Raw genomic sequence first — 26,067 nt, 5'->3', positions numbered from 1 at the left:
GTCAGTCTCCGCCGCCTTGCTGCCATCTGCGCCGTTGCAGTCCGAAATAGCTGAACAGGATCGCGGCCAGCAGGAAGGGAATCATGGCGACCGCGATTGCCGCGCCTTCGCCCAGTTGGCCGCCCGCAATACCGCGCTGGAAGGACAATGTCGCCATCAGATGCGTGGCGTTCACCGGCCCGCCGCGGGTCAGCACATAGATCAGCTGGAAATCGGTGAAGGTGAACAGGACCGAAAATGTCATGGTGATGGCTATGATCGGCGTCAGCAACGGCAGGGTCACGTAGCGGAACAGCTGCCAGCGGCTGGCGCCATCGAGCGTAGCGGCCTCGTAGAGCGATTGCGGAATGGTCTGCAGTCCGGCAAGCAGCGTGATGGCGACGAAGGGAATGCCGCGCCACACATTGGCCGCGATGACCGAGGCGCGCGCATTGGTCGGGTCACCGAGAAAATTGATGCGGTGGTCGATCAGGCCCATCTGCTGCAACGCCCAGGACAGGATCGAAAACTGCGAGTCGTAGATCCACCAGAAGGCGATGGCCGACAGCACCGTCGGTACGACCCAAGGCAGCAGCACGACGGCGCGGAAGAACGACTTGAAGGGCAGCTTCTCGTTGAGGATGAGAGCCAGCCAGAGGCCGAGCACGAATTTTAGGATCGAAGCGCTGACCGTGTAGAGCAGCGTGTTGAACACCGAGAGCCAGAAGACGCTGTCGCTCCACAGATATTCGTAGTTCTCGACGCCGATGAAGATGCCGGGCCGGCCGATGCGCGTGTCCGTGAAGCCGAGCCAGACGCCGAGCCCGAGCGGATAGGTGAGAAAGACCAGGAGCAGCGCCGCCGCCGGCAGCATGAAGCCGAAGCCGAGAGCGTTCCTGCTCTCGGCGAGCCTCGAACGGATCGACGGGCGCGTCTGAACGGCAACGGACGGCACGGCCATGGCGCGGGCTCCTTCTCATGCGGGTGGAACTGTGGCTGACCGCGCTTGGCTTGAGTAAGCCGCAAAGCGCGGTCATCCTGCTTCAAACTGCGCCAGGATCAGACGCGGTAATAGCGATTGGCGCGTTTTTCGGCCTCCTCCATCGCTTCCTGCGGCGTCGCCTGGCCCGTCACCGCCTTGGCGAACATGTCCACCAGCACGTAGTCAGCCATTGTCGCGGCGGATGCATAGCCGAGCGGCCCGGCATAGCCGTTGGGGCGCAGCGTCGCCGAGGCTTTCGCGTAGGCTGCATTGTTGGGGTCGGCCTTCCAAACCGGGTTGTTGTCGAAGGCTTTCAGCGTTTGGCAGCAATAGCCCGCCGACGAAGTGATCCAGTCGGACATTTGCGGGTCCTCGAACATGAACTGCAAATAGGCCTTGGCGGCATTCGGGTAGGGCGTGTAGTTGAAGATGACGGCCGTGGTCACCTGGAAAAGCTCGACCGATTTCCCGACCGGACCGATCGGCATGTTGGTCGTGCGGATGTCCTTGGCGATCTCGGCCAGCTTCGGGTCCTTGTCCTTGTTGATCTTCGCTGTGTTGTAGGCTGAGATGCCGTTGGCGATCACGCTCACTTCCCCGGCCAGGAATGCGCGGTTGTTGTTGACGTCGAGCCAGCTTTCGGTGCCGGGGATGAAGGTCTTGTAGAGCTCCTGCGCATATTGGATCGCCTTGAGCGTCTCCGGACTGTTGATCGTCACCTTGCCGGCTTCGTCGACCATCTGGCCGCCGTGGCTCCATAGCAGCCAATGCGCGTAATTGTTGCCGTCGCCGACGCCGTGGCCATGGGTGAAGCCGGCGGGATGGCCTTTCGCCTTCAATGCCTTGCAAAGTTCCAGGAAACTGGCCGTGTCCTTTGGGAATTCGGAGAAGCCTGCCTCCTTGACCCAGCTTTCGCGGTAGACGATGGCGTTGCCGATGGTGGCCAGCGGCAAGCCGATGAACTTGCCCTCGCGCGTCGCATATTGTTTCGGGCCGTCGTACCAGCCGCCATACTTCTTGCCGAGATAATCACCCAGTCCCGTCACATCGAGCAGCTTGTCGGGATACTGGTGCGGGTCGTCGAACCAGACGAACATCAGGTCGGGGCCGGAGCCGACATTGGCGGCGACCGCCGCCTTGGGACGGATGTCTTCCCAGCTTTCCTTGTCGACGCGCACCTCCACGCCCGTCGCCTCGGTGAACCGCTTGGTATTCTTCAGCCACTGGTCCTCGTCGCCCTGCACGAAGGGCGACCAGCGCAGCAGCCTGAGCTTGGCGCCTTCCTCGGGCTTGTAGGTCACGCCTTCCTGGGCGAATGCGCTCGAGCCGACGAAGCGGCTGCCCAGGGCTCCGGCCGCCGCGGCTGCGGTCGTGCGGATTACATCGCGTCTGGTGAACTTCATACTCGTTTCCTCCTGTTGCTCTGCCGTTGCCTGGTTTTATCGCGCCGTCTCGATTCGCTTGCCGGTCTCGCTGTGGAACAGGTGGATCGGACCGGGGTCGACCGACAGCCGAATGGTTTCTCCCGGCGCGAAGGAATGGCGCTCGCGGAAATTGGCGACGATGTCCTCCCCGCCGACCGTGCGGCCGATGATCTGCACTTCCGACCCGGTCGGCTCGATCACCGCCACCTTGACTGGAATGCCGTCGTCGGCCAGCCGCAGATGCTCGGGTCGTACTCCGAGCACCATGGCTTCGCCGTTGCCGATGGAGGGAGGCTTCCGCAAAGGCACGGAAATGCCTCCTGCACCCCTGAACGACGGTGGGCCATCATTGGCGAATGCGCCCTTGAGCAGGTTCATGGCGGGCGAGCCGATAAAGCTTGCCACGAACAGGTTGTTTGGCCGGTCGTAGAGCTCGAGCGGCGGTCCGATCTGCTCGACGAGGCCGTCATGCATGACCACGATCTTGTCCGCCATGGTCATAGCCTCGATCTGGTCGTGGGTGACATAGACCGTCGTGGTCTTCAGCCGCTGGTGCAGTTCCTTGATTTCGGCCCGCATCTGCACCCTCAGCTTGGCGTCGAGATTGCTGAGCGGCTCGTCGAACAGGAACACTTGCGGATTGCGCACGATTGCCCGGCCCATGGCGACGCGCTGGCGCTGGCCGCCCGAAAGCTGGCGGGGATAGCGCGACAGAAGCGGCACCAGCCCGAGGATTTCGGCCGCCCGTTTCACCCCAGCATCGCTTTCAGCCTTCGGGACACCCTTGAGCATGAGCGAGAACGCCATGTTTTCGGCAACCGTCATATGCGGATAGAGCGCGTAGTTCTGGAAGACCATGGCGACGTCGCGCTCCTTCGGCGCAACGTCGTTGACGATACGGCTGCCGATCGAGATATGGCCGCGCGAAATCTTTTCCAGGCCGGCGATCATCCTGAGAAGGGTCGATTTTCCGCAGCCTGAGGGCCCCACCAGCGTGACGAACTCGCCGTCGTCTATGTCGACGCTGACGCCATGCAGGATCTGGGTGGCCCCGAACGATTTGTAGACATCGCCAATCGCGACAGACGCCATCGAAGTCCTCCCGATGGTCCCTGCGAAGTCTCGCGGGGAGCCGTTCCAATCAAGGTGTGGCTGAAACGGATGCCGGCAAGCACCCACCACTGGCGTCGGCGACGTTTGCCCCAGCTCCCCCCGGGTCACGCGACTGTGAAACGGTAGCGCTACCACATCCGCCTGTAAAGCGGCGGCACGCCTTGCTTACTTTTGTCACTGAAGACAGTTGGGCAAAGGCTGCCCTGAAGCGAAGTGGATCCAGCCGGTCGCCGGCGGACGGACGGTTCATCTTCAAACGATCGCCGATGATATTAGGCATCGTTAATGTAATAGATTTCGGCTTTCCCGGGAAAAGCCGACTCTTGCCGATTCAGACCGCCAGCGGGATTAGCCGCTATTCGTCCAGGACGCGCGCATTGCTTCCGCCATAACGCAGTGAGCAGGGCGGTCGCCGCGGCTCTTGCCTCGTTCTCAGCCCCCGGATAGAAACGCCGCGATCAGCTTCAGCATGTTGCCGTCCTGCCCGAACTCGATCTTGTCGAAATCGCGGCTGCCCTGGCGCTGCGCCTTGGAGAGCTGGTCGAGATAGGCCGTCAGCTCCGCCCGGACCTTCTTGCAGCCGGGATCGTTCTGGGCTGTGAGGCCGGTGCTGAAGGCGACGATCTTGTCCACCATGTCGACGATGCCGGCGCCATGCACCTTCTCATGCGCGATCAGCCCGGCGGCGAAGGCGTCCCAGCGCGTTTGCATGGCTGAGCCAAGTTTCCCCGCCGGCTTGGGCAGCGTATAGGTGATGATCAGCTTCGGCCGCGCTGTCCTCAGCACGCAGGCGTCGCCTTGCGGCTGGTAGTCGCGCTGCCAGGTCAGCTTGAAGAAAGTATGCGCGATGACGCGCCGTTCGTTGCCGGCCGAATCCTTGCCGATCACCGGTCCCTTCTCCCCGATAGAGAGGTAGAGCTGTTCCGCGCTCTCGCCTGAGACGGCATAAGTCTCGATTTTCTCGACGGGCTTCCAGTCGGCGAGCGCCGGCGTGGACGAAAGCAGGGCGGCGAGGAGGAGGGCGGGCTTCATGGGGCGAGCCATAGCATCGGGCCTCGTTCCGAAGAAGCCGGCCCATGGATTTTTGGAACCCGCTCCGCTCGTCAGCCGTTCTCTTGGGCAATCATCCCGACCCATGGGGGAGGACAAGATGACCCGCAACGACATCATTTCCGTGCTTGGACCGGTCGACGAGGCCGTCATCGCCGACATCGCGCTCACCGGCGCCAGCCTTGAGGAACTGCGCGAGGCCTTCGCCTGGATCGGCGCCGACGAGGCGTTGGTCAATGAAGGCCGCGCCATGCCCGGCGCCCGTGTGGCGAAACTGATCGAGATCCTCGAACCGCCCGAGGATGAGCCCGAGGCGCCGGGCGCGATGGAGTAGGGCGGCTGCCCGTAGGTGGTTCTCCCTACTTGCCCCTCGAACCCCTCCTGTCATAGTTTTTGCCGCTTTGGCGGGAGGAAAGCCATTTGGATACCAATGTGATCATCGTCGGCGCCGGTCCTGCCGGGCTCGCCGTTGCTGCCTGCCTCAAACAGGCGGGGCAGGATTTCATCATCCTTGAAAAGGCCCATGAGGTGGCGCCGGCCTGGCGGCGACATTACCGGCGGCTGCATCTGCACACGGTGAAATCCTTCTCGTCGCTGCCCTTCGTGCCGTTCCCGAAAAGCCACCCGCGCTACGTGCCGCGCGAGAAGGTGGTCGCCTATCTCGATGCCTATGCCGGGCGTTTCGGGCTCAAGCCGCGCTTCGGCGTCACCGTCAAATCGGTCCGCCGCGAAGGCGAGCGCCTGCTGGTCCAGACTGATGCCGGGCTGTTCAATGCCCGCAAAGTTGTGGTGGCCACCGGCAACAATGCCGAGCCGATCACACCAAGCTTCCCGGGCATCGAAGCCTTCAATGGCAAGGTGCTGCATAGCGCCGCCTATACCGAGGCCGCGCCTTACGTCGGCAAGGACGTGCTGGTCGTCGGCATGGGCAATACGGGCGCGGAGATCGCGCTCGACCTGGCTGAAAGCGGCGCCAGGCCCACAATCTCGGTGCGCAAGGGCGTCCACATCGTGCCGCGCCAGCTGTTCGGCGTGCCGATCCAGATGGTGGGCATCGCCAGCCGGCCGATGCCGCAGGCGCTGAACGACTGGATGTTCCCAAAGATCCTCGATCTGGCGTTGGGTAGGCTGGAGAGATACGGCATCGTGCGGCCGCGGCAGGGCATCATGCAGGGGATCGAAGCCGGCCGCATTCCGGTGATCGACGTCGGCACGGTGGCGGCGATCAAGGCCGGCCGGATCGGCATCGCACCGGATATCGCAAGCTTCACCCGGGACGGTGTGAAATTCGCCGACGGGGTGGAGAAGAAATTCGACGCGGCTATTTTCGCCACCGGCTACCACCCGGCCTATGACGGCTTCCTGCCGGCGCAGCTCAGGCCGGACAAGAGCGGCGTGAACGCCCGCGCGACCGAGCTCGGCGTCTATCTCGTCGGCTTCTACAATCCGGTTACCGGCCTGTTGCGCGAGATCGGCATCGAGGCGCAGGCGGTGGCGAAGGATATTGCGAGGCGGTGAGAGGCGACGGCCACCTTCCTGCAACGTTGACGATTGGCGAAAGCCGGCGTGACATCTAATCTCCCCCCTTGAGGGGGGAGATGCCCGGCAGGGCAGAGAGGGGGGCCTCGCTCAGACCTTTCTGTGCTGATCTGCGCCCGCCTGAATCGGGTGGCACCTTTCACCGCGGCATGCCAAGCCAGTCCCACCAACGGAGGACCGCCATGCTCACGCTCTACGACTACCTCCCGTCGCAAAATGCCTGGAAGGTTCGCGTCCTGCTCGGCCTGCTGGGCATCGCCTACGAAACCCGCATCATCTCGATCTTCGAGGGCGAGAGCCACACCGAGACATTCCTGAAGCTCAACCCGGCAGGCGCAGTTCCGGTGCTCGGGCTGGACAATGGCGAGGCGATCGCCGAGTCGAACGCGATCCTTGCCTATCTCGCCGAGGGCACGCCCTACTTTCCGTCGGACCGCTTTGCCCGCGCCAAGGTGATGCAGTGGCTGTTCTTCGAGCAGTACCATATCGAACCGGTCATCGGCTCGCTGCGCTACTGGACGCTGACGGGTCGGCTGGAGCGTAACCAGGCGATGGTTGCCGGCAAGCGCGAGGCGGGCGTGCGCGCGCTCGGCGCGCTGGAGCGCAGCCTGGCCGGCACGCAATTCCTGGTCGGCAATGCGCTCACCATCGCCGACATCGCCGTCTACGCCTACAGCCACCGCGCCGAGGACTGCGGTTTCTCGCTCGCCGACTATCCCGCGGTCGATGCTTGGATGGGACGCGTCAGCGAGGCGATCGGTCCGGACTATCCTGTGTATCCTTACAGCATCGATCCGCATTCGCACGCCTGAGCCGCCGGAACACAGCGGCGGACGGGGCGTTTTCCAAAGGCAGCGTGTCGTGCGTCGCCCAATCGGCGCCCGCCTGTTTCGCGTTGCGTTCCAACCAGAGCCATGGAGGTCCGCAATGGTTCGCACCATCCTCGCCGCAATCCTCGCCACCGGCATCATGAGCCTGCCTGTCATGGCAGCCGAGCAATACTGGGTCGCCAGGGACGCCGTGTCGAAGCAATGCGAGATCGTGCCGAAGAAGCCCGACGGCACGCTTATCGTCGATCTCGGCAAGAAGAAATACGCCAGCGAGGGTGAGGCGAGGAAGGCGATGGAGGCGATGTCGGACTGCAAGAAAAAGTAGGGCCGTTGCCCAATCCTCCCGAGGGAGATTAGCCAGCTTCTACCGGTCCACCAGAGACATCGTCCGCTCGTTGTAGCGCGGCCCTGACACCTTGTCGGGCGTCAGCGCCATGTCGAGCCCCAGCATCTCGGTGGCGTCGAGCGCGATGTCGGCCGCCGCGACATTCTCTTCCAGATAGGCCCGGCGCTTGGTGCCGGGGATCGGCACGATGTCGATGCCGAAATCCGGGCCTTTGGCGAGCAGCCAGGCGATCGCGATCTGGCCGGGCTTGACGCCCTTTGCCGCGGCGATGTCGCGCACCGTGGCGGCCGCCGCGACATTCAGGTCGAAATTCTCGCCTTGGTAGCGTGGATCGCCGCGGCGGAAATCGCCTTCGGGATACTCCTCCGCACGCCTGACGTCACCGGCCAGGAAGCCGCGGCCGAGCGGCGCGAACGGCACCAGGCCGATGCCGAGCTCCTTCAGCGCCGGGATGATCTCGGGCTCGAGGTTGCGTTCCCACAGCGAATACTCGCTCTGCAGCGCCGAGACCGGATGCGCGGCATGCGCGCGACGGATGTTGGCGATGCCCGCCTCCGACAGGCCGAAGAAGCGCACCTTGCCCAGCGCCACCAGTTCGCCGACCGCGCCCGCGACATCCTCCATCGGCACGGCGGGGTCGACGCGGTGCTGGTAGAGGAGGTCGATGCGGTCGGTGGCAAGTCGCGAGAGCGAAGCGTCGACCACCTCGCGTATATGCTCGGGCCGGCTGTCGAGCCCGGCCTGCTTGCCGTCGGCGATGCGGAAGCCGAACTTCGTCGCGATCGTCACCTGATCGCGCCGGCCTTTCAGCGCGCGTCCAAGCAGCTCCTCATTGACGAAGGGCCCATAGATCTCGGCCGTGTCGAGAAAGGTGCAACCGAGCTCGATCGCCCGGTGCAGCGTGGCGATAGACTCCGCCTCGTCGGCCGGGCCGTAGGCCTGGCTCATCCCCATGCAGCCGAGGCCGATGGCAGAGACTTCGAGCCCTTGGCTGCCGAGTTTCTGTTTGCCGAGGCTCATGCGTCTTGCTCCGCCGAATTTTCGATCCGGCTAAACTATAGGGCCGGACGTCAATGCGTCCAGCGCTGGCCCTATTGACGGCGTAATCGTCGCCATCCTTGCCGGTGGCGATTCCACTGTGGTGACGGCCAATGCGGCACGACAGGCTTGTCCTGATATTGCTCTGGCGCGAGCTCGTCGCCGGCTTGCGCGCGATGCGACGCCGCGATCTTGCCTGGATTGCGTTCGGCGGCGGCGGGCTGGCGGCCTATGCGATCGCCGATATCATGCTTGCACTGCATGCCGGCGCGGGGAGGCTACGCCACGACCAGCTTCTGTGGACTCTCGGGCTGCCGCTCGCCTTGGCGGTTCTCGGAACGGTCGCCGGCAATGCGATGGCCGGGCTCTGCCTTCGACGCGCCTTCGCGCCCTTCCTCAAAGCGCTGCCGCTTGCGCCCCGGCGGCGCCGGCGCATGGCGGGCGAGGCAACATTCGCGCTTGCGGTGCCGCTTGGCGCTCTGATTGCGATTTCGGTCGGCTTCGCCTGCGCCGTCATCGGAAAGCCGTGGGCGCCGGTCTGGGGCCTGAGTGCGGCGATCCTGTTTGCCTTGGGCTTCGGCACTGCGGCCCGGTGGCGTCTGCGACGGCCACGTCTTCTCGCCGAAGAGGCGGGAAGCGAGAGGGCGCCGATTGGAAGGCCCTGGCTGCGCCGCCTCGACCAGGCGCGTCCGAGCTGGCTTTCCAGTTGGGCCTGGAAGCTGCCGGGCGGCCATATGCGGCCGTCATGGAAGTTGGCAGCTGCCTGCCTGCTGCCGGCAGTCGCCGCCATCCTTGGCGCATGGGCCAGCCTGGCCGGCCGCACGGCGGGGCCGGCGGCGATGGCGGGTCTGGCCGGCGGCATTCTCGTCTTCATGCTCAGCCTGCGCTGCCAGCCGCTCGGCTCGCCGGTGCTGCGCACGGCGCCCATCAGCTTTACCCGCGTGTGGCTGCGCCTGGTGCGGCTGCCGCTGCAATTGTCGCTCGCCTTCTTCCTTCTGCCGGCGGGCGCAGCACTTGCGGCCGAGCCGTCGGCATGGGCCGTGCCGGTGGCGGGCGGGTTCTGGCTGCTGGTGCTGAACGGCATCTATGCGGTGTTCGGCGCCTATTTCCTGAATGCGCCCTTCGTCGCCATGCTGAGTTTCGCCGGCGCGCTCGCCTATGCCGGCTACGAGACGTTCGAATATGGCCGGACCGTGCTGATCGGCGTGGCCGCGCTGGTGTTCTTCCTGTGGCACCGAACCCGACAGAGGTATCGCAATGGATGAAGTTCTCGCCGTCAGCGAACTCAGCGCCGGCTATCGCGGGCGGGCCGTGGTTCAAGGCATCGATCTTTCGCTCCGCCGGGGCGATATTCTCGGCCTGCTCGGCGCCAATGGCTCAGGCAAGTCGACGCTCATCAGGGCGATCACCGGCCAGATCCCGTTGATCGGCGGCAGCGTGGCGATCGACGGCATCGACCTCGCCGCCGCACCGGAACGCGCCAAGGCCGGCTTCGGCCTTGCCATCGAGCCGCACGAATTGCCGGCCCCGCTCTCGGGACGACAGTATATCGAGCTCGTCGCGTCGATCCGCGGCTGCGCGCCAAACGACCTGCCAAGCGCCGACCTGCTGGAGCGGCTGGACCTCGGGCGCTGGATCGAGCGTCCGATCGCTGAATATTCGCTTGGCACGCGAGCCAAGGCCGCGATCGTCGCAGCATTCCTCGGCCGGCCGCCGCTTCTGATATTCGACGAGACGCTGAACGGCCTCGACCCCGTCGCGGCCTGGGAGGTGAAGCGCATCATCGCCGCGCTCTGCGCGAGCGGCCGTCACTCCGTCATCGTCTCGACCCATGTGGTGGAGGCGGTGCCGACGCTCTGCAATCGCGCGGTGCTGATGGCTGACGGAAGCCTGGGCCGGAGTTGGGATGCAGCCCAGCTGGCCGAAGCGGGCGGGGCGCCCGGCGCTTTCGAGGAAAGCGTCATGCAGGCGCTGCGCGTGCGGGCCGCTGCCTGATCTAGAGCAATTCCAGGAAAAGTGTGAGCGGTTTTCCGCCTGGAATTGCGGCAAAAACAAAGCTCTAAGCCATCGGCAACATGCGGCGCATGATCAGCGAAGCGTGGCCGCCGACGCCGTGGGCAGCCTCCCGGCGTTCGACCACTTCGAAGCCGTGCTTGCGGTAGAAGGCGATCGCGCGGTCGTTGCCTTCTATCACCTCCAGCGCGATGCTGGGGATACCGGCATGGGCGGCAAGCACCGCATGCAGAAGGTCGACCGCAAGACCGCTGCCGAACGCCTGCGGCTCGATGTGGAGCCGCTCCAACATGACGTCGCCTTTTGCGTCCATCGCCGCCATGGCGTAGCCGGCGATCGAGCCGTCGGCGCCTTCGGCGACGAAGGACATCTTGTCCTCGTCGTCGAGCTCCGCCGCGAGCCTTTCCGGCGCGTGCCTTTCATCGGAAAGCCGTGCCACGGCCTCGTCGCCCATGATCGGCGCATAGGTCCGCCGCCACGATTGGCCGAGCAGCCGCGACACATCGGCCAGGTCGTTCCTCGTCATCGCCCGGATGCGGGTCATGGTCGCCATCCTTGTTGGAGTCTGAAGATAGGGCGAAGCGATGGGTACAGCCAATCTCCCCCTTGTGGGGAGATGCCCGGCAGGGCAGAGGGGGGTGCTGTCGCGCCGGCCCGTCCGCGCTTGGGATCTCCGCTTTACGCCGCGCTCTGTGCCGGCAATTCTTCGCGACGGCGGAACCTGCGCCCAATGATCATCAATTGGCGCGCGGTGTTGTTGCGCAGGCGGCGCAGCCGCCATTCGAGCCCCGTCTCGATGGTGATGCGCTTGGCGTAGATGCTGGAGCGCATGCTGGCTTTGTCGGTCGCGACCTTCACCGGATCGTCGTAGAAGGCGCAGATCTTGTTGGCGTCCATGCCGGGCGTCGAGAGCCATTGCGGGATGTAGGTCGAAGCCAGCCGGTCGACGTCGGTCACCACCCGGTTGATGCCGATGCCGGGCGTCGGGCATGTCGTCCAGAACGCGTCGCCGATGGTGACGACGCCGGCGCGGCGGTGCTGCCTTGTCGTCGTCAGGCTGACCTGCCTCACTTCGACGGGGCCGGCGACGGCGAAGTTGCCGCACTGCCTGGCGATCTCCGGCATCAGCTGGCAAAGCATTTTCTGCGGATTTTCGCGGAACGCCCGCGTCCATTCCTCGGCCACGGTGCGATAGACGAACATGTTGCCCCGCATGCGGTCGCCGATCGGGAAGACGCTGAGATAGGCGACACGATCCGCCGGGTTCCTGGCATAGCAGGCGACGGCGGGGTAGGCGCATTGCCTCGGCGCGATCGCGAGGTCGAATCCGATCGATAGCGAATGTGCCTTCGATTCCTCGACGCGCTCGATGCCGATGGCGCGCCGCACCGCCTCGCCGTAGCCGGTGGCCACCACCAGCAGGCGGGCATCGATGACGGAACCGTCGGTCAGCGCCAGGCGCTGCCGGTCCGGCCCGGTCGAAACCTCGGCGACCTTGCCCACCGTCAGCGGTACTTGCGCAGGCAGGGCCTGCCGCATGCCGTTGACCAGCGCGCCGTAGGAGAAGGCAAATTCCCATTTCCGTTCGCGCCGGAAGAACTGGCCGAGGCGGAAGACGTGAATGTCGGTCATCGGTGTGACCAGAGGCCTGATGGCAGGGCCGAGGCCGAGCTTCTCGAACACCTGCATCTGCTTCATGCCGATCTTCTCAGCCCGGAACTCGTCGTGATGCACCAGATGCGGGTCGATCAGCGCCACCTTGCGGCCGGCTTTGCCCAGCACCGCGGCCAGGCTCGTGCCCGCCAGCCCGGCGCCAACGATCGCCACTTCGACTTCGTCCGCGCCAGCCTGGCCGGCCGTTTCGCGCCCTTGTGCGGTGCTCATTCTTCTGCTCCACAGCCTGCGGCGGAATATCGCGAGTAGCCGAAACACTCTCAAGCAACCCGGACGCGAGCAGGGTAGGAATGAAAAATTAGGTTAATCTGGTGACACCGCCCTCACTTGCCGCCGCTCGATAACCCGCTGCCGAGCCGGCAGCGGCCGTTGGAGCGACGGGCGTGCTGTCCCGCCGAGCAGGAGACACTGCTCGCCACGATCGAAACCAGCTTTGCCAGGGATCGCGACTTACGGATTGGTAAGATCGCTCACGATCATGTTCCCAGGCCGGCCGGCGCCTTGCCGGTTTGGTCGAAAGCAGTTCCCTCTGGGCCAGGTCCGGCGTCACCCGATTTTCCCGCCTCGCGGAATCGACGGGCAAAGATCATCAAGCGCCGCGCGGTGTTGTTGCGCAGGCGGCGCAGCCGCCATTCAAGCCCCGTCTCGGTGGTTATCCGCTTTGCGTAGATGCTGGCGCGCATGGCCCTGGCGTCGGCGGCGATCTTGGTCGGATCGTCGTAGAAGGCGCAGATCTTGTCGGCCGCCATGCCGGGCGTCTCGAGCCAGGCGGGGATATGCGTCGAGCTGAGGCAATCGACATCGGTCAGCACCCGGTGGATGCCGTCGCCTTGCGCCGGGCAGGTCGTGGCGAACGCATCGCCGATGAAGACGACACCGTCGCGCCGATGGCCCTGCGTCGTCGTCAGGCCGACCTGCCTCACCTCGACCTCGCTGGCGACGGCGAAGTTGCCGCATCGAGTCGCGATCTCCGGCATCAACTCCCGGAGCATCTTTTGCGGGTCCTCGCGAAACGACCGCACCCATGGATCGGCGACGGTCCGGTAGACGAACATGTTCGCGCGCATCCGCTCGCCGATCCTGAAGATAGTAAGAAAGGCAATGCGATCGGCGATCCGCCTTCCGTAGAAGGTGAGGGACGGCAAGCCGAATTCCTGCGGCGTCACCGCGAGATCGAACCCCAACGTCAGCGAATGCGCCTTCGATTCCTCGACGCGCTCGACGCCGATCGTGCGCCGCACCGCCTCGCTATAACCGGTGGCCACGACCAGCAGCCGGGCATCGATCACCGAGCCGTCGGTGAGTACCAGCCGCTGCCGGTCCGGTCCCGTAGAGACCTCGGCGACCTTGCCGATCGTCAGCGGCACTTGCGGAGGCAGCGCCGCGCGCAGGCCGTTGACCAGCGGCGTGTAGGAAAAGGCGTACTCCCAGCCTCGCTTGCGCTCGAACAGCTGGCCGAAGCGGAAGACATGGACGTCTGTCATCGGGGTGACGAGAGACCTGAAAACCGGGCCGAGGCCGAGTTTCTCGAACAGTCCCATCTGCTCCGCGCGAGTTTTCTCGGCCCGGAATTCGTCATGATGGACACGATGCGGATCGACCAGCGCGATCTTGCGGCCCGCCTTGGCGAGCGACAGCGCCAGCACGGTTCCGGCGAGCCCCGCGCCGACGATCGCCACTTCGACCTCGGCCTGGCCGGCCGGCACGGCGGTTGCTTCGCGGTCCTCTGCGATGCTCATGTCTTTTCTCCACCGCCCTTAGGCATGGAATCCTGCCTCTGCATGCGTTTCCAGCGCGGCGCCATTGCCGAACCATCGATGAATTCCATCCCGCCCGCTTCGTTCAGTGTATGCAGCTTGCGTCCGGCCCAGCCAGCGCCAGGATTGACGATCGTTTCGACGACCTGTTCCATGCCGCTATCGTCGAGCTGCGTGACACGCGCGATGCCGAGCGCGGCGCCATAGCTCCTGCGGCAGTCCTGCACCGGGCGAAGGAGTTGGCCGCCGCGGCTGATCATGCGGCCCGCCGGCCGCGCCGATGCGATGTCGATCATAACCGGGTTCTTCGGGTGCGGCGTCCACGGCCCGCGGAAATCCGGCGCCGACCACAGATGCAGCTGGTCCGAGAAGGCGCCGCCGCCGTCGCGTACGGTGGCGAACATCCACCAGCGCCCGCCATGCTCGACAAGCGTGGCGTCGCTGGCGACGATATCCGACAGGAGCGTCGCTTCCTTCACCCAGCCGCCCGGGAAGGCGGTGGCGCGGTAGAGGTCGACGGTCCGGTTGGCGGAGCTTTCCGGCACCATCCACATCTCGCCGTCGCGCTCGAACACGAAGGGGTAGGAGAGGTGGTAGGGCAGCTCCAGAACCGGCTTCGGAGTGCCGACTGGGCCGGACGGGCCAAACGCCACTGCCGACAGGATCGCCTTGCCGGTGCGGTGGATGTAGTCCTCGACGAACAGCGTCACTTGGCCGCGGTAAAGCACGGGGAATGGGTCGGCGTAGAAGCGGCTGCCGTCGTCCGGCAAATCGCGCCAGCCGGATTGCGGATGGGCGCGCAGCTCGTAGAGATCCTTGCCGCCGGTCTCGCGCCAGCCGACGCGCCAATGCGGGGCGTTGTAGCACAGATGGTAGATCTGCTGGACGATGCGGCGTGCCGTCGCCTTGGCCGCACGCACTCCGAGCTTCGTGGCCGGCGGCATGGCTGGCGGCGCCGTCTCGGATGGCGGCTCGGGCAGCACCGGAAGCGACGAGCGGGCGGCGCCGTTGACCGCCGCGACGATCAGGCTGGCGCTGCGCGCCAGCACGTCCTGGAAGGAGGCCAGCGCGATGCCGTGATATTCGGTGCCGAGCCGTCCCTCGGCGACTGTCGCGCCGTTCTGTTCCAGGCGGGCCAGCGGCGTTCGGCCGGCAAGGATCAGCGCCAGGAGGGCCTGCTCGCCGCAGACGCCGTCATAGGCGAGCCGCCAGACCCGTCTGCCCTGCGGCTCGGCGTCGCCGATGAGATCGATAGTGAGGTCGGCCGGCGCGGACGCTCTCGCATGGCCGGCCAGTGCCGAAAGCGGCACACGCCTGGCCGTCCCATTGGCGGGCAGGCGATGGATCAGCGTCTCAAGCTGGAACAGCGCTTCGGCTGCGCGCGGCACGCCGCCCGCCGCCGGACAGGCGTCGACGGCAAGCTCCACGCCGGGCAGCAGCGACAACCGCTCGGCCAGCGCTATATGAAAAGCGCGCACGCAATCGCCGTCGAGGCGCAGGGTCAAGCGCATCGCCAGCCCCGGGCACATCCGGTGCCGCCGACCCGGCTGGCCAGATCAAATTCCCGCCGCATGCGCACGATGTCTCCAATTTAGGCTGCACTTAGATTCTACTGCGTTGGTGCAAACTTCGTGCCAGAGCGGCCTCAATTTATGAACATAATTAACAGTGTTTTAATCGTTGCCGGGAATAGCTAGACCAACGCCGCATTTCTCGTTTGCCGGCCGATGGAGCGTTCTCGGAGCGACCTTTGCAATCACCCCTGCTCATGGTGCCTCAGCAGAACGCTCCGGAGGCGATCGCGCCGGCGCCGGCCTATTATGCGCCTGCGCCCGCGCCCGCCACGGTCGAGCTTGGCGATCTCGGCCGCATCCTGCTGCGCCGCCGCAAGCTGATCTTCGCCACCGTCGCGTTGCTCACCATCGCGACGCTGATCTACGCCTTCCTGACACCGGCGCTCTATTCCTCGACGGCGCAGATCATCATCGATCCGCAAGACCTCCAGGTCGTCACCAACGATGTCAATCCGAGCCGCATCTCGCCCGATGGCGGCATCACTCAGGTCGAAAGCCAGGTGAGTGTGGCGCAATCGAACGGCGTCCTGCTGCGCGCCATCAAGGCGACCAACCTGACCGAGAACCCGGACTTCAACGGGCAGGGCGGGCTCGGCGGCTGGCTGGGCATGTTCTTCGACTCCGGCGACGGCGACAGGACAGCTGAAACGTTCGACGCGCTGCGCCGCCGCCTGGCGGTGAAGCGAGACGACAAGGTGCTGGTGCTCAACATCATCATCACGGCCAAGAGCGCCGACCTAGCGGCCGAACTCGCCAACGCCATCGCGCAGGCCTATCTCGATGACCAGGCCGAAGCGCGCTCGAAGGCCGCGGCCGACGCCTCCGACGCGATCAGCGCCCGGCTGGAAGACCAGCGCAGGCGCGTCGAGCAGGCGGCCAACGCCGTCGAGACCTACAAGGCCGAGCACAACATGGTGATGGCGGCCGGCAATTTGGTCAGCGACCAGGAACTGACCGACCTCAACACGCAATTGACAGCCGCCCAGACCCGTACGGCCCAGCTCAAGGCACAGGTCGACCAGCTGCGCCGGCAGGGCGGCGCGCCTGACGCGACATCGGAGGCGATGCGCTCGCCGGTGATTGCGAGCCTCAGGGCGCAGGAGGCGACGCTGGTCGACCAGATTTCGCAATTCGGCACCGAGCTCGGGCCGCGCCATCCCTCGATGATCTCCGCGCAGCAGCAGCTCAGCGACCTGCGCAAGCTGATTTCGCGTGAGCTCGGCCGCCTCGTTACCGCCGCCGAGACCGATTACGAGCGCGCTTCGGCCAACCAGCAGGCGCTGGAGGCCAAGGTTGCGTCCCTGAAAGGCAAGTCGCTCGACACCGACCAGGCCTCGGTGAGGCTGCGCGAGCTGCAGCGCGATCTCGACGCCGTGCGCACCGTCTATGCCAATTACCTGCAGCGCGCCCAGGAAACGCGCGAGCAGACCAACGTCAACAGCACCAATGCCCGCATCATCTCGCAGGCCATGCCGGCGCTGAAGAAGAGCTGGCCGCCGAAGGGGCTGCTTATCTTCGGCGCCATCTTCGGCGGGCTGGCGCTGGGCATCGGCATGGCGCTGATCGCCGAATATCTCTCGCCGACCGTGCTTTCCGCCAATCAGATGCAGTCGGCCATCGAGGCGCCGGTGCTGGGCGTCCTGCCGGGCAAGGGGCGCCGCCGCTCCGGCGCTGCGGCCCAGAAGACCGACGCCGTGGCCGGGCTCGCGCTGCAGCGCATCGCCGCCGCTACCAGGCGCCCGCCGGACTGGCCTCTGGTACCCTCCATCCTGGTGGCGTCGCCGCCCGAGGATAAGGCTGAGCGGTCGAGGGTGGCATGGCAGCTCGCCAACGCGGCGGCGGCCAGGGGGCGCCGCGTGCTGTTCATCGACATCAATGCCGGCAAGGGCCAGAAGGACCCGCAGCCCGGCGTGCTCGACGTGCTGCGCGGCGAATATCCGCTCGACGCGGTCAGCCGCTATGCGCCGGGCAGTTCCGTGGCGCTGGTCAGCCGGGGTCGGCCGGCCGCGGTGTTCCAGGAATCGCAGGCACTCTATTTCGCCCATCGCATGTTGGCCGAGGCCAATCACAGCTTCGAGCTCGTCGTCGTCGACGGCGGCGCGCTTGCCGACGACCTCAACGTCCTGCCGCTGGTCGCCATGGCCGACGAGATCCTGCTCGTCGCCAGGCTGAACGCGACGCCGATGCGCGACGTCGCCGCGACCTCGGAAGCGGTCTCCGTCATGGGGCGGCTGCCGACCGGCGCCATGCTGGTCGACGAGGCGGCCTGACATGGCCTCGATCCTGGCTGGTCCCGCCCGGCCTGTTCCGGCTTCGGGCTATGGCATGGCGGGCCCGCGCACTGTCCCAGTCGACACGCTGACCCGTCTTGGCCTGATTGTAGCGGTGCTGCTTCTGTTTTCCGTCTCTGGCGGCATGCTGTGGCTCGCCGGCTATAATTACGACGGCCTGCAAGGCAGCCCGCTGAGCAAGATCCACCCGTCCACCTATCTCTTCGTGCTCGTCTTCGTCTGGCGTTCCTGCATCTTCGGCAATCCGGTCGGCTATGTGGTCCATGTCACGAACAGGCGGCCGGCCACGATGCTGATGGCGGTGATCTCGACCGTGCTTCTCTTCGTCGTCATCCTCAGGCAGCGCCCCGGCATGGCCGGCATGATTGACACTTTCGTCGCCCCGGCGCTGATCGTGCTGCTGCTGAGCGAGGATGACGAGAAGACCTTTGCCTGGCTGCAGGCAGTCATCCATGTCGTCATGACCGCGAACGCACTGCTGGCGCTGTTCGAGTTCGGCACCAAGCATCTGGTATTCCCCTACAGGTTCGACGGCGCGGTGTTCGTCAACGATCTGCGCTCGACGGCGCTGCAGGGGCACCCGCTCTCCAATGCCACGGTCACCTCGATCTATGTGCTGTCGCTGCTGTCCGGCTCGCGTTCCCTGTCGACGCCGCTCAGGCTGGCGCTTGTCGGCCTGCAGTTCTGCGCGCTGGTCGCCTTCGGCGGCCGCTCGGGCATGGTGCTGACAATCCTGCTCGGAGGCGTCTATGTGCTCATCCGCGGAGTGGCGCAGCTCAGCACCGGACGTGTCAACCTCTTGGGCGCCGCGCTGGTGATCATGCTCGCCGCGCTCCTGCCGCTGGCCATTGCGCTAGCCGGCTATTATGGCTTCTTCGACGCGCTGCTCGAACGTTTCGTCTCCGACAGCGGCAGCGCCAACGCCCGCGTCGAGATGTTCGATCTCTTCAGGCATCTGGAATTGCGCGACCTGATCGTCGGGCCTGATGTCGACCTGCTCGACAGCATGCGCCGCATCACCGGCCTGGAGCAGGGCATCGAGAATCCGATCCTGCGTCTGACGCTCTACCAGGGAGCGTTCTTCACGCTTTTGATCTTCTTCGGCTTCGCGCTGTTCATGCACGAGGTCGCGCGCCGCTGCCATTCGGGCATCTGGCTGCCGATGCTGGGTTGGCTCATCCTGCTCAACACCTCCGAAAGCATCGCCTCCAAGACGACGCTGATGACCAAATTCGTGGTTATAGCGCTGGCGCTTTATCGGCCGGTGAGGCCTGTTGCGCGTCAAAGGACGCAGGCGTAGGAACGCCGCGAGACAAGCGCGGGCTTCTCGGCCGCTCTTGCATGAAACCAAACCCTTAGCGCGGTTTGGTGATTCAGCAAATCAAGCGCGCGGCATCCTCAGCCCCAGCGCCTTGACCATTGCCGGGTCGAGCGCGCGGGTGGTGTCGTCCATCATGCCCATGCCGTCGAACAGGTCCCAGAATGCCCAGGGAAAGCCGAAGGCTTCGGCGCTCTGCCGGACATCGCCGATGTAGCGGGCGCGGTCCGGGTTGGGCGCGGCTGTGTATCGTGCATCGGTTCGCAGCGCGCCGAACTCGCCCATGATGATGCGCTCGCGCGCGATGCCATGGGTTTGCGCCCAGTCGCTCACCTGCTTGAGGTAGCGGTCGATGAAGCGGCGGTCGGGCTGCGCATCGAAATAGACTTTGAGCACCTTTTGGGTCTCTTCGTACGCGGCTTTCTTGGCCTCGTCAGACGTCCCGGAATCTTGCGCCATCCTTGTCCTGACCGAGGCCAGCGTTCTTTCCAGCGTCCCGGCGGAGGCTGGCCACGGCACATTGTTCAGCGCCCGGTAGACCGGCTCGCGCATCCACGGCGCGCCTTGATGGCTGAACAGGTAGGGCTCGTAGAAATGGAAGGTGAACAGGATCGGCTCGAAGGCCGCCAGCGGGCCCGGATCGAGCGCGGCGAGGCCCCGCACCATCGAGCCGCAGCCGCCGGTGGCGAGCAGCGGCAGGTTGCGCGCCGAGCCCCGCGCCGCGCTCAGCAGCGCCGCCTGCACCTTGGGCCACAGCCCGGAGGAGCAGTCCTGCGGCGGCTCGTTGACCGGCTCTAGCGCTATCCTGCCGGGCGCCATGTCCGCCAGCGTGCCGGCAACGTCGCCGACGAAGACCCGGTAGCGCGCGAATTCCGGCGCGCCGGTGCTGGAATACATGCGGTCGGGATTCCAGTAATGCGTAGCGCCGCTAGCCTGAATATTGACGATGATGCCGAGATCGGCGCTGAGCGCTGCCTCGACCGCCGCGCTCAGCATCACCATGAGGTCGGCGCGGCGGCCCGCGTCGGCGGCCAGGAACGGCCCCGGATCGACAGGCAGGCGGATGAAGTCGAGCCCGCTGGCGCGCAGCCGGGCAAGGTCGGCCGGCGTCGGCACCGGCCGCTGCGACTGGAAAGGCGGCCAGTCATAGTCGGTGCGGGGTGCAGGAAATTCGCGCGTCAGCGCAAACCAGGGCCAGGCATTGACGCCGCGCCTGAAAGGCCATGCGCCGGCGGCACGCGCCGGAGATGACAGTGGCGGAAGCGCGCTCGCCAGCGGCGCTATTGCCGCGACCAGCGCCGCGCCGAGGAGCCGGCGGCGCGACCAACCGGTCATGCGTGCTTGGCGCGGTCGGCTTTCGCCGGCACGGCGGTGGTGACGCCGAGTTGCCGCAGCGCTTCCTTCTCGTAGGCAATGAGCACGTCTTCCCAGCGGAAAGCCTCGCGGGCCCGCGTTCGCGCCGCCTTGCTGCAGCGCGCCACCAGCGCGTCGTCGGCCAGCGGCTCGTCGATCCGATGGCTCAGGCTGTCGGCATCGCTGAAGTAAATCGCCGCCTCGCCGGCGACCCAGCGATTGTAGCGGTTGTCATGCGCGATCACCATGTTGCCGGCGGCAAGCGCCTCGACCAGCGAGGGGTTGGTGCCGCCCACGGTGTGGCCGTGCATATAGGCGCGCGCATGATAGCGCAGCGCCTGCACCGTCGCTTGATCGTAGATCGCGCCGGGCATGATCACCGTGGTCCCTGCCGCCGCGCGCACGGCGCGGTGGTAGGGAATGTCGTCGTCGAGCGTGCCGAGCACCACCAGCTTCACGTCGCCGCGATCGCGGCTGCGAAAGGCTTCGATGATCGGCAGGATGTTGTTGTCGGGTTCGATCCGCGCGATCGAGATCAGGTATTTGCCTGGTTCGAGCCCGAGCGCGCGAACGGGCTCTTCCGGCGCCGAGGTCACCGGGTCCGCGCCATAGGCGATGGTGGCGATGGCGCCGCGCCGCCGCCTTGTGGCCAGATGGTCGGCGATCGCCGGGTGATCGGCGATGAGCCGATGCGAGACCCAGGCGGCGATCCATTCGTTGAGCCAGAACCAGCTGCGCGCCGCCGGCCCCCATTTCGGCCGCCGCCACTCGATCCCGTCCATATTGGTGATGATCTTGCGCCGCATGAGCCTGAGCCAGGTCAGGAACACCGCGCCATTGTAGCCGAGCACCAGGCACACGCTCGGCCGCCTGGCGGCGTCGAGCACGCATTGCCAGTCGAATTCCAGTGTCGCGCGGGGACCCTTGGAAGCGACCTCGATGGTGATGAGCTCGATGCCGCGCCAGGTCTCGCTCGTCACCCTTTGCCCGACGCGCGCGACCTCCTTTTGGCAGTAGACACCGACCCTCCAGCCGCGTCCGGCCAGGAAAAGCGCCAGCCGCTCGGCGAAGGTTTCAAAGCCGCCGTGAGAAGCCGGAATGCCGCGCGTCCCCAGGATCAGGATCGAAGGCTTTTCGATCAGGGTGAAAGGTCGTTCCGGTTTCAAAATAAAGGAATCCCCAGGGTCCGGTCATAGTTGTTGTTTACGGCAATGACACGCCCAGCAACTTCCGTGCCAGGGTAGCCCCAGGGCGAATATTCACATGAAGGTGTAAAATTTCTCTTCAAGCTACCTCGCTTGCTTCATCATCGGTCAACTTTCGCCACGTATCTGTATCGATATGGGGCACGGCTGGGGTTCCTGGGTCGCGGCCGGACATTCGGGACCGGCACGATCCTTGCTCCCGGGCCTGCAGTGGCCACCGCTGGTAGAGCGGCGTGCGGATTTGGCATGAAGTTCCTTCCGCGCTTGAAGGGTCCGGTGCTGAGCGGACTCGGGGTGCAAGGTGGAAAGATAGCAATGCGCATAGCCTGCGTTCATCAGGGCTACGAGCTCTATGGTTCGGACCGCAGCTTCGCGGAGAGCGTGGCAGCGCTGCGCGCCGCGTTTCCGGCCGCCGAGATCGAGGTCGTGCTGCCGCGCGAGGGACCGATCGTCGATATCCTCAAGCCGCATGCCAGCCGCATCGTGTTCGAACCGCTCTGGGTGCTCAGGCGCCAGGCGATGCTCAAGCTCGCCACCGTCGAGATGGCGCGGCTGCCGGCGGCGCTCTGGCGGGCCTGGCGGCGCATGCGGGGCAGCGACCTGACCTATATCAACACCTCGATCATCGCCGATTATGCGCTGGCCGCGCGGCTCCTGCCGCGCAAGACGCTGCTGCACATCCACGAGATTCCCGAGGGCGTCCTGCGCAAGGTGCTTGTCGCCTTGATGCGCTGGAGCAAGGCGGATCTCATCTTCAACTCGCGCGCAACGCGCGCCGCCTTCGGCGATCCGCCGGCCCTCGATGCCAAGGGGCGGCGCACGCATGTCGTCTATAACGGCGTTGCCGGTCCCGCCGCGGCACTGCCGATGACTTATGACGGCAACCGGCCGCTCAAGGTCCTGCTGCTTGGCCGCGTCAACCGCATAAAGGGGCAGGAGGTGCTGCTCGAAGCCGTCGCCTCGCTTCCCGCCGAGTTGCGCGACCGTGTCGAGGTCCGCCTCGTCGGTGGCGCCTTCGAAAGCGCCGAGCGCGAACAGGCATTGGCCGAGCTGGTTGGACGCATGGGCTTGACCGGGCATGTCGAGGTGCTGCCTTTCGTCTCCGACCCCACTAACCATTATCGCTGGGCCGACATCGTCGCGGTGCCGTCGCGCCGCCCGGAATCGCTCGGCCGCGTGGCCATCGAGGCGATGGGCTGGGGACGGCCGCCGCTGGTGTCGGCGATCGGCGGGCTAGTGGAAGTGGTGGCCGACGGCGAGACCGGCTGGCATGTGCCGCCGGGCGACGCAGCCGCCCTTGCCGGCAAGCTCGGCGAGATCATCCTGCGGCCGGACCTCTGGCGCGGCTTCGCCGCCGCCGGTCGCACGCGCTACGAGGCGCTCTTCAGCGAGCCGATCGCCGCCGCGGCGATCGTAGCGATCGTGGCCGACAAGCTGAAGGCGACGCCGCCGCGGCAGGGGCGGGCGCGCGTCGCCCGCGAGGCGGAGACGAGCCCGTGAAGTTCACCTTCCCGGCCCATCTGGTGCGGCGCCTCATGCTGATGATCGGCGGCGAGGCGATGCAGAGCGGCTTCCATTTCGCCCTCAATATCGCGCTGCTGCATCTTCTGTCGGCGGAAGGCTACGGCCTCTTCGCGCTGGCCATGGTGATGGGCGGCGTCGGCTTGTCCTATATCCGCTCGCTCACCGCCGTTCCCGCCACCGTATGGATGAGCAAAAGCACCAACAGCGCCGGCGTCGACGCCTACGACGTGACCTTCGGATCGGCGGCGCTGGTGGTGGCGCTGCTGATGGGATTGGGCACCGGGCTGCTGATGCGGCTCCTGGGCGACCCGAGCGGCATCGGCGCCGCCTGCTTCGTCGGGGCCTGGTCGCTGCGCAGCCACATGCGCACCGCCTTCTTCGCGCGCCGCATGCAGCTCGTCGTCTCCATCAGCGACGCCGCGTTCACGATCGCTGGCATAGTGCTCGCAGGAGCGGCGATCTGGCTCTTCGCGGACGCGCTTCAGGTCACCTTCTACGCGCTTGCCGTGGCCAACATGGTCGGCATCGCCGTGCTGGTGAGGCTGGCGCGCCGCAGGCTGCGTATCTCCTTTCGTGCGCCGACCTTGCGGCGCTATGCAAAGCTCTGGCCGCAGCTTCGCTGGTCGGGGTTCAGCGCCACAACAACCAACATCCAGGGGCAATGCCTGGCCCTGCTGGTCGCCGGCATCGCCGGACCCGCGGCCTATGCGCCGCTGGCGGCGGTGCTGGTGCTGTTTGCGCCGCTGCGCATCTCCAGCCTTGCCTTCTCGAACATGACCCAGCCGGAACTCGCAAAGCTGGCGCGCAACAAGGAGTTCGACCGCGTGTGGACGCAGGCCAAGATCTGGGCGCTCGTCATGGGGCTCGGCAGCCTGGCCTATGGTTGCGGCATCCTGTTCATCTTGCCGATGATCAAATCCCAGGCGCTGCAGCATGCCTCGGTCGGGTTGATCGGGCTTTTCGCCATCGCCAACTTCGTGCCGATCATGGCCTATGTCATGCCGCGCGTGGTGCTCGAGATCCTTGGCGATTTCCGCATCGTCGCCTTCATCACCATGGCCGGCGCGATTGTCGGGCTGGCGGCGATCGGGATTCTGTTGGCCGTCGCCCCGTCGACATGGTCGCTGGCCGGAGCCGCGGTCTCCGAGACCTTCGTGCTTGTGGCCTCATGGTATTTCGCTGCTCACCGTATGTGGAACTCCAAGCACCCGAACGAGCAGCGCCCCAGCGTGTTCGGCGCCTGGCGCCGTGCGGCCACGCTGGCAGTCCAGAGACGATAGGAGAATGATGTGACAAGCCAGGCAATGCCGATGGCCGCGATGACGACCGGCTTGGCCGGCGACGAGGCCGCGGTGCACGCCGCTGGCGGCGCTTATGTGGCGCAGCTGCACACCAGCCTCGAAGCGGTCAAACCGCTCTGGCTGCGTCTCGAGACAGAGGGCGTGTGCACCGGCCACCAGCATTTCGCCTGGGCCGAAGGGATCGTCGAAGGGCTTGTGCCGCCAAAAGCCGATCTCGCCATAGTCGAGGTGAGGGACGCCGCCACGGGCGAGCTGAGAATGCTGGTGCCGTTGATGCGGCGCCGCGCATTCCACCATTGGGTGATCGAGTGGCTGAGCTGCGGGGTGTGCGATTATTCCGCGCCGTTGCTCGCCGACGCGACGCCCTGGACCAGGCAATCCGCCGAGGCCGCATGGGCGGCGGTGCTTTCCGTGCTGCCGCCGGCCGACCGCATCCATATCGTCGGTATCCCGAAACAGATCGGCGGCATCGCCAATCCCCTGGCGCTGCTTTCTCCGGCGCGCGATTCCATACATTGCCACTACGGCATCGCCATGGATGGCGACGCCGAAACCGTCGTCAAGCGCATCTGTCGCCCGTCCTTCGTCAAGGCGCTCAACAAGGACCTGCGCCGGCTCGATCGCAATGGCGGCCTGGCCCTGGTCGAGGCCGACACGCCAGCCCTGGTGGATTCCACCTTCGACAAGCTGGTCGAGATGCGGCTCAGCCGTTTTCGCGAGCTCGGCCGCTTCGATCTGCTGGCGCAGCCGCCGGTCGTCGATTTCTACCGCAAGACCGCGCATCGCGGCCTGACCGACGGTTCGGTGCGGATCTTCGGCCTGCGCGCTGGCGACGCGATGGTCGCGGTCCAATATCTGGCGGTTCATCTGGGCACCCTGCACGCGCTGCTGGTCGCGATCGACCAGGGTGCGGTTCCCAATGTCTCGCCGGGACTTTGCATCATGGGCGAGCTGATCAGATGGGGGCGCGGGCAAGGGTTCGACTATTTCGACCTGTCGGTCGGCAACCAGAGCTACAAGGAACATATGGGCGCGGTGAAGTCGGTTCTGTCCGAACTTTGCTACGGCATCACGCCGAAGGGCATGGCGGCGAGCGAGGCCATCAAATACCGTGGCCGAGGCGTGGCTTTCGTGCGCGCCAATCCACGCCTGTTCAAGGTCGCGCAGGAGGCGATGCAGCGCTGGCGGCGGCTGCGTGCGGGGCGGTGAATGGGCCGCCTTCACCCGGCAAATTGACTCACATCCCGCTCTCCGCCATCCTTATGGGCAGCCGCTATCGGAGCGGCAGCGTGCTCGAGTGAGGCCATGGCCAGTCCCGTCGCCAGAGAAAAGTCCCGCCGCGCCGCGGTGAAGACCGCGCTTGAGCGCCACAAGGTCTATGTGACCGCGCAGCGCTTTTCCGGCGGCTCCTACAGCGCCCGCGTGCTGGTCGACGGCGAGGCCTACTGGGTCGACGAGTTCCGGCTGAGCCAGTTGCGGCAAGGGCTTTCGCCCGCCGAACTGGAACTGACGCCGGCTGTTGACGATTGAGCGACTAAGCATGACAACGGCAAGGCTGGCGGGACAGCGCCCCCCTCTGTCCTGCCGGACATCTCCCCCACAAGGGGGGAGATCAGCAGCTTCGTCGGCACCGCTTTTCCTGCAATGTGGGCGATTGGCGAAAACCGGCGCGACATCCAATCTCCCCCCTCGTTGGGGAGATGTCCGGCAGGACAGAGGGGGGCGCTGTCCCGCCAGCCTTGCCGTTGTCATGCTT

Annotated in this window: 23 protein-coding genes; 12 read left to right on the top strand and 11 right to left on the bottom strand. The window is 65.8% G+C overall.

All coding sequences use genetic code 11. From position 1 onward, the window contains the following. Nucleotide 1: 1 nt before the first annotated feature. From FJ980_RS16825 to FJ980_RS16810, 4 genes are all read right to left on the bottom strand, one after another. The gene (locus tag FJ980_RS16825; protein ID WP_095768331.1) at nucleotides 2–940 is read right to left on the bottom strand and encodes a sugar ABC transporter permease; all 939 of its coding nucleotides are present in this window, start codon (nucleotides 938–940) and stop codon (nucleotides 2–4) included. A gap of 98 nt (nucleotides 941–1,038) precedes the next feature. After that, a complete protein-coding gene (locus FJ980_RS16820) occupies nucleotides 1,039–2,364 on the bottom strand; it encodes an ABC transporter substrate-binding protein (RefSeq protein WP_140544606.1) in 1,326 nt (441 codons plus the stop codon). A 36-nt stretch (nucleotides 2,365–2,400) separates the two neighbouring features. Then, nucleotides 2,401–3,477, bottom strand: a complete 1,077-nt coding sequence (ugpC, locus tag FJ980_RS16815; RefSeq protein ID WP_140544604.1) for a sn-glycerol-3-phosphate ABC transporter ATP-binding protein UgpC — start codon at nucleotides 3,475–3,477, stop codon at nucleotides 2,401–2,403. A 453-nt stretch (nucleotides 3,478–3,930) separates the two neighbouring features. Further along, a complete protein-coding gene (locus FJ980_RS16810; RefSeq protein WP_140544602.1) occupies nucleotides 3,931–4,530 on the bottom strand; it encodes a DUF922 domain-containing protein in 600 nt (199 codons plus the stop codon). 118 nt (nucleotides 4,531–4,648) lie between these two features. Here FJ980_RS16810 and FJ980_RS16805 point away from each other — a divergent pair, with 118 nt between their 5' ends. The 4 genes from FJ980_RS16805 (at nucleotide 4,649) to FJ980_RS16790 (ending at nucleotide 7,242) form a co-directional block, all read left to right on the top strand. Beyond that, complete coding sequence (locus FJ980_RS16805; RefSeq protein WP_140544600.1) at nucleotides 4,649–4,882, top strand: hypothetical protein; 234 nt, start codon at nucleotides 4,649–4,651, stop codon at nucleotides 4,880–4,882. Between the two features lie 86 nt (nucleotides 4,883–4,968). Next, nucleotides 4,969–6,066 carry an NAD(P)/FAD-dependent oxidoreductase gene (locus tag FJ980_RS16800; protein ID WP_140544598.1) on the top strand — a complete coding sequence of 366 codons (1,098 nt, stop codon included), beginning with the start codon at nucleotides 4,969–4,971 and terminating at the stop codon, nucleotides 6,064–6,066. Nucleotides 6,067–6,269: 203 nt separating this feature from the next. Then, nucleotides 6,270–6,899, top strand: a complete 630-nt coding sequence (locus FJ980_RS16795) for a glutathione S-transferase family protein (protein ID WP_140544596.1) — start codon at nucleotides 6,270–6,272, stop codon at nucleotides 6,897–6,899. Nucleotides 6,900–7,014: 115 nt separating this feature from the next. Further along, nucleotides 7,015–7,242, top strand: a complete 228-nt coding sequence (locus FJ980_RS16790; RefSeq protein WP_140544594.1) for a hypothetical protein — start codon at nucleotides 7,015–7,017, stop codon at nucleotides 7,240–7,242. Between the two features lie 39 nt (nucleotides 7,243–7,281). On the opposite strand, the gene FJ980_RS16785 is transcribed toward FJ980_RS16790, so the two are convergent. Beyond that, complete coding sequence (locus FJ980_RS16785; RefSeq protein ID WP_140544592.1) at nucleotides 7,282–8,283, bottom strand: aldo/keto reductase; 1,002 nt, start codon at nucleotides 8,281–8,283, stop codon at nucleotides 7,282–7,284. A 131-nt stretch (nucleotides 8,284–8,414) separates the two neighbouring features. Between FJ980_RS16785 and FJ980_RS16780 the strand changes: the two genes are divergently transcribed. Further along, nucleotides 8,415–9,566 carry a hypothetical protein gene (locus FJ980_RS16780; RefSeq protein WP_140544590.1) on the top strand — a complete coding sequence of 384 codons (1,152 nt, stop codon included), beginning with the start codon at nucleotides 8,415–8,417 and terminating at the stop codon, nucleotides 9,564–9,566. Next, the gene (locus tag FJ980_RS16775) at nucleotides 9,559–10,296 is read left to right on the top strand and encodes an ABC transporter ATP-binding protein (protein WP_140544588.1); all 738 of its coding nucleotides are present in this window, start codon (nucleotides 9,559–9,561) and stop codon (nucleotides 10,294–10,296) included. Before FJ980_RS16780 ends, FJ980_RS16775 begins: the two co-directional genes overlap by 8 nt. A gap of 64 nt (nucleotides 10,297–10,360) precedes the next feature. Here FJ980_RS16775 and FJ980_RS16770 read toward each other — a convergent pair whose 3' ends face one another. The 4 genes from FJ980_RS16770 to FJ980_RS16755 all read right to left on the bottom strand — a co-directional run bounded on the left by FJ980_RS16770 (nucleotide 10,361) and on the right by FJ980_RS16755 (nucleotide 15,256). Further along, complete coding sequence (locus tag FJ980_RS16770; protein WP_140544586.1) at nucleotides 10,361–10,858, bottom strand: N-acetyltransferase; 498 nt, start codon at nucleotides 10,856–10,858, stop codon at nucleotides 10,361–10,363. Nucleotides 10,859–10,992: 134 nt separating this feature from the next. After that, nucleotides 10,993–12,198, bottom strand: coding sequence for an NAD(P)/FAD-dependent oxidoreductase (locus FJ980_RS16765; RefSeq protein WP_140544584.1), 1,206 nt, complete (start codon nucleotides 12,196–12,198; stop codon nucleotides 10,993–10,995). Nucleotides 12,199–12,464: 266 nt separating this feature from the next. Further along, nucleotides 12,465–13,727 carry an NAD(P)/FAD-dependent oxidoreductase gene (locus FJ980_RS16760; protein ID WP_140544582.1) on the bottom strand — a complete coding sequence of 421 codons (1,263 nt, stop codon included), beginning with the start codon at nucleotides 13,725–13,727 and terminating at the stop codon, nucleotides 12,465–12,467. Beyond that, on the bottom strand, nucleotides 13,724–15,256 hold the full coding sequence (locus FJ980_RS16755; protein ID WP_140544580.1) for a formyl transferase: 1,533 nt from the start codon (nucleotides 15,254–15,256) through the stop codon (nucleotides 13,724–13,726). The genes FJ980_RS16760 and FJ980_RS16755 overlap by 4 nt, the downstream gene beginning before the upstream one ends. Before the next feature lie 239 nt (nucleotides 15,257–15,495). Between FJ980_RS16755 and FJ980_RS16750 the strand changes: the two genes are divergently transcribed. Then, nucleotides 15,496–17,589, top strand: a complete 2,094-nt coding sequence (locus tag FJ980_RS16750) for a Wzz/FepE/Etk N-terminal domain-containing protein (RefSeq protein ID WP_140544578.1) — start codon at nucleotides 15,496–15,498, stop codon at nucleotides 17,587–17,589. 55 nt (nucleotides 17,590–17,644) lie between these two features. After that, nucleotides 17,645–18,910 carry a VpsF family polysaccharide biosynthesis protein gene (locus tag FJ980_RS16745; protein WP_140544626.1) on the top strand — a complete coding sequence of 422 codons (1,266 nt, stop codon included), beginning with the start codon at nucleotides 17,645–17,647 and terminating at the stop codon, nucleotides 18,908–18,910. Between the two features lie 81 nt (nucleotides 18,911–18,991). Here FJ980_RS16745 and FJ980_RS16740 read toward each other — a convergent pair whose 3' ends face one another. Continuing rightward, nucleotides 18,992–20,263 carry a cellulase family glycosylhydrolase gene (locus FJ980_RS16740; protein WP_140544576.1) on the bottom strand — a complete coding sequence of 424 codons (1,272 nt, stop codon included), beginning with the start codon at nucleotides 20,261–20,263 and terminating at the stop codon, nucleotides 18,992–18,994. Further along, nucleotides 20,260–21,447 (bottom strand): DUF1972 domain-containing protein, encoded by a 1,188-nt coding sequence (locus FJ980_RS16735; protein ID WP_246676438.1) that lies wholly within the window; start codon nucleotides 21,445–21,447, stop codon nucleotides 20,260–20,262. The genes FJ980_RS16740 and FJ980_RS16735 overlap by 4 nt, the downstream gene beginning before the upstream one ends. 354 nt (nucleotides 21,448–21,801) lie before the next feature. Between FJ980_RS16735 and FJ980_RS16730 the strand changes: the two genes are divergently transcribed. From FJ980_RS16730 to FJ980_RS16715, 4 genes are all read left to right on the top strand, one after another. Next, nucleotides 21,802–22,986: a glycosyltransferase family 4 protein gene (locus FJ980_RS16730; RefSeq protein ID WP_140544572.1), complete on the top strand. Its 1,185-nt coding sequence runs from the start codon at nucleotides 21,802–21,804 to the stop codon at nucleotides 22,984–22,986. Continuing rightward, nucleotides 22,983–24,290 (top strand): hypothetical protein, encoded by a 1,308-nt coding sequence (locus tag FJ980_RS16725; protein ID WP_140544570.1) that lies wholly within the window; start codon nucleotides 22,983–22,985, stop codon nucleotides 24,288–24,290. Before FJ980_RS16730 ends, FJ980_RS16725 begins: the two co-directional genes overlap by 4 nt. Nucleotides 24,291–24,299: 9 nt before the next feature. Beyond that, on the top strand, nucleotides 24,300–25,520 hold the full coding sequence (locus FJ980_RS16720; RefSeq protein ID WP_246676437.1) for a GNAT family N-acetyltransferase: 1,221 nt from the start codon (nucleotides 24,300–24,302) through the stop codon (nucleotides 25,518–25,520). A gap of 96 nt (nucleotides 25,521–25,616) precedes the next feature. After that, nucleotides 25,617–25,841 (top strand): hypothetical protein, encoded by a 225-nt coding sequence (locus FJ980_RS16715; RefSeq protein ID WP_140544568.1) that lies wholly within the window; start codon nucleotides 25,617–25,619, stop codon nucleotides 25,839–25,841. Nucleotides 25,842–26,067: the final 226 nt, after the last annotated feature.

This window comes from Mesorhizobium sp. B1-1-5, assembly GCF_006443065.1.
Classification (GTDB): Bacteria; Pseudomonadota; Alphaproteobacteria; order Rhizobiales; family Rhizobiaceae; genus Mesorhizobium.
The sequence above is the reverse complement of the archived record's forward strand: the minus strand, read 5'-3'. Positions and strand labels throughout refer to the sequence as shown.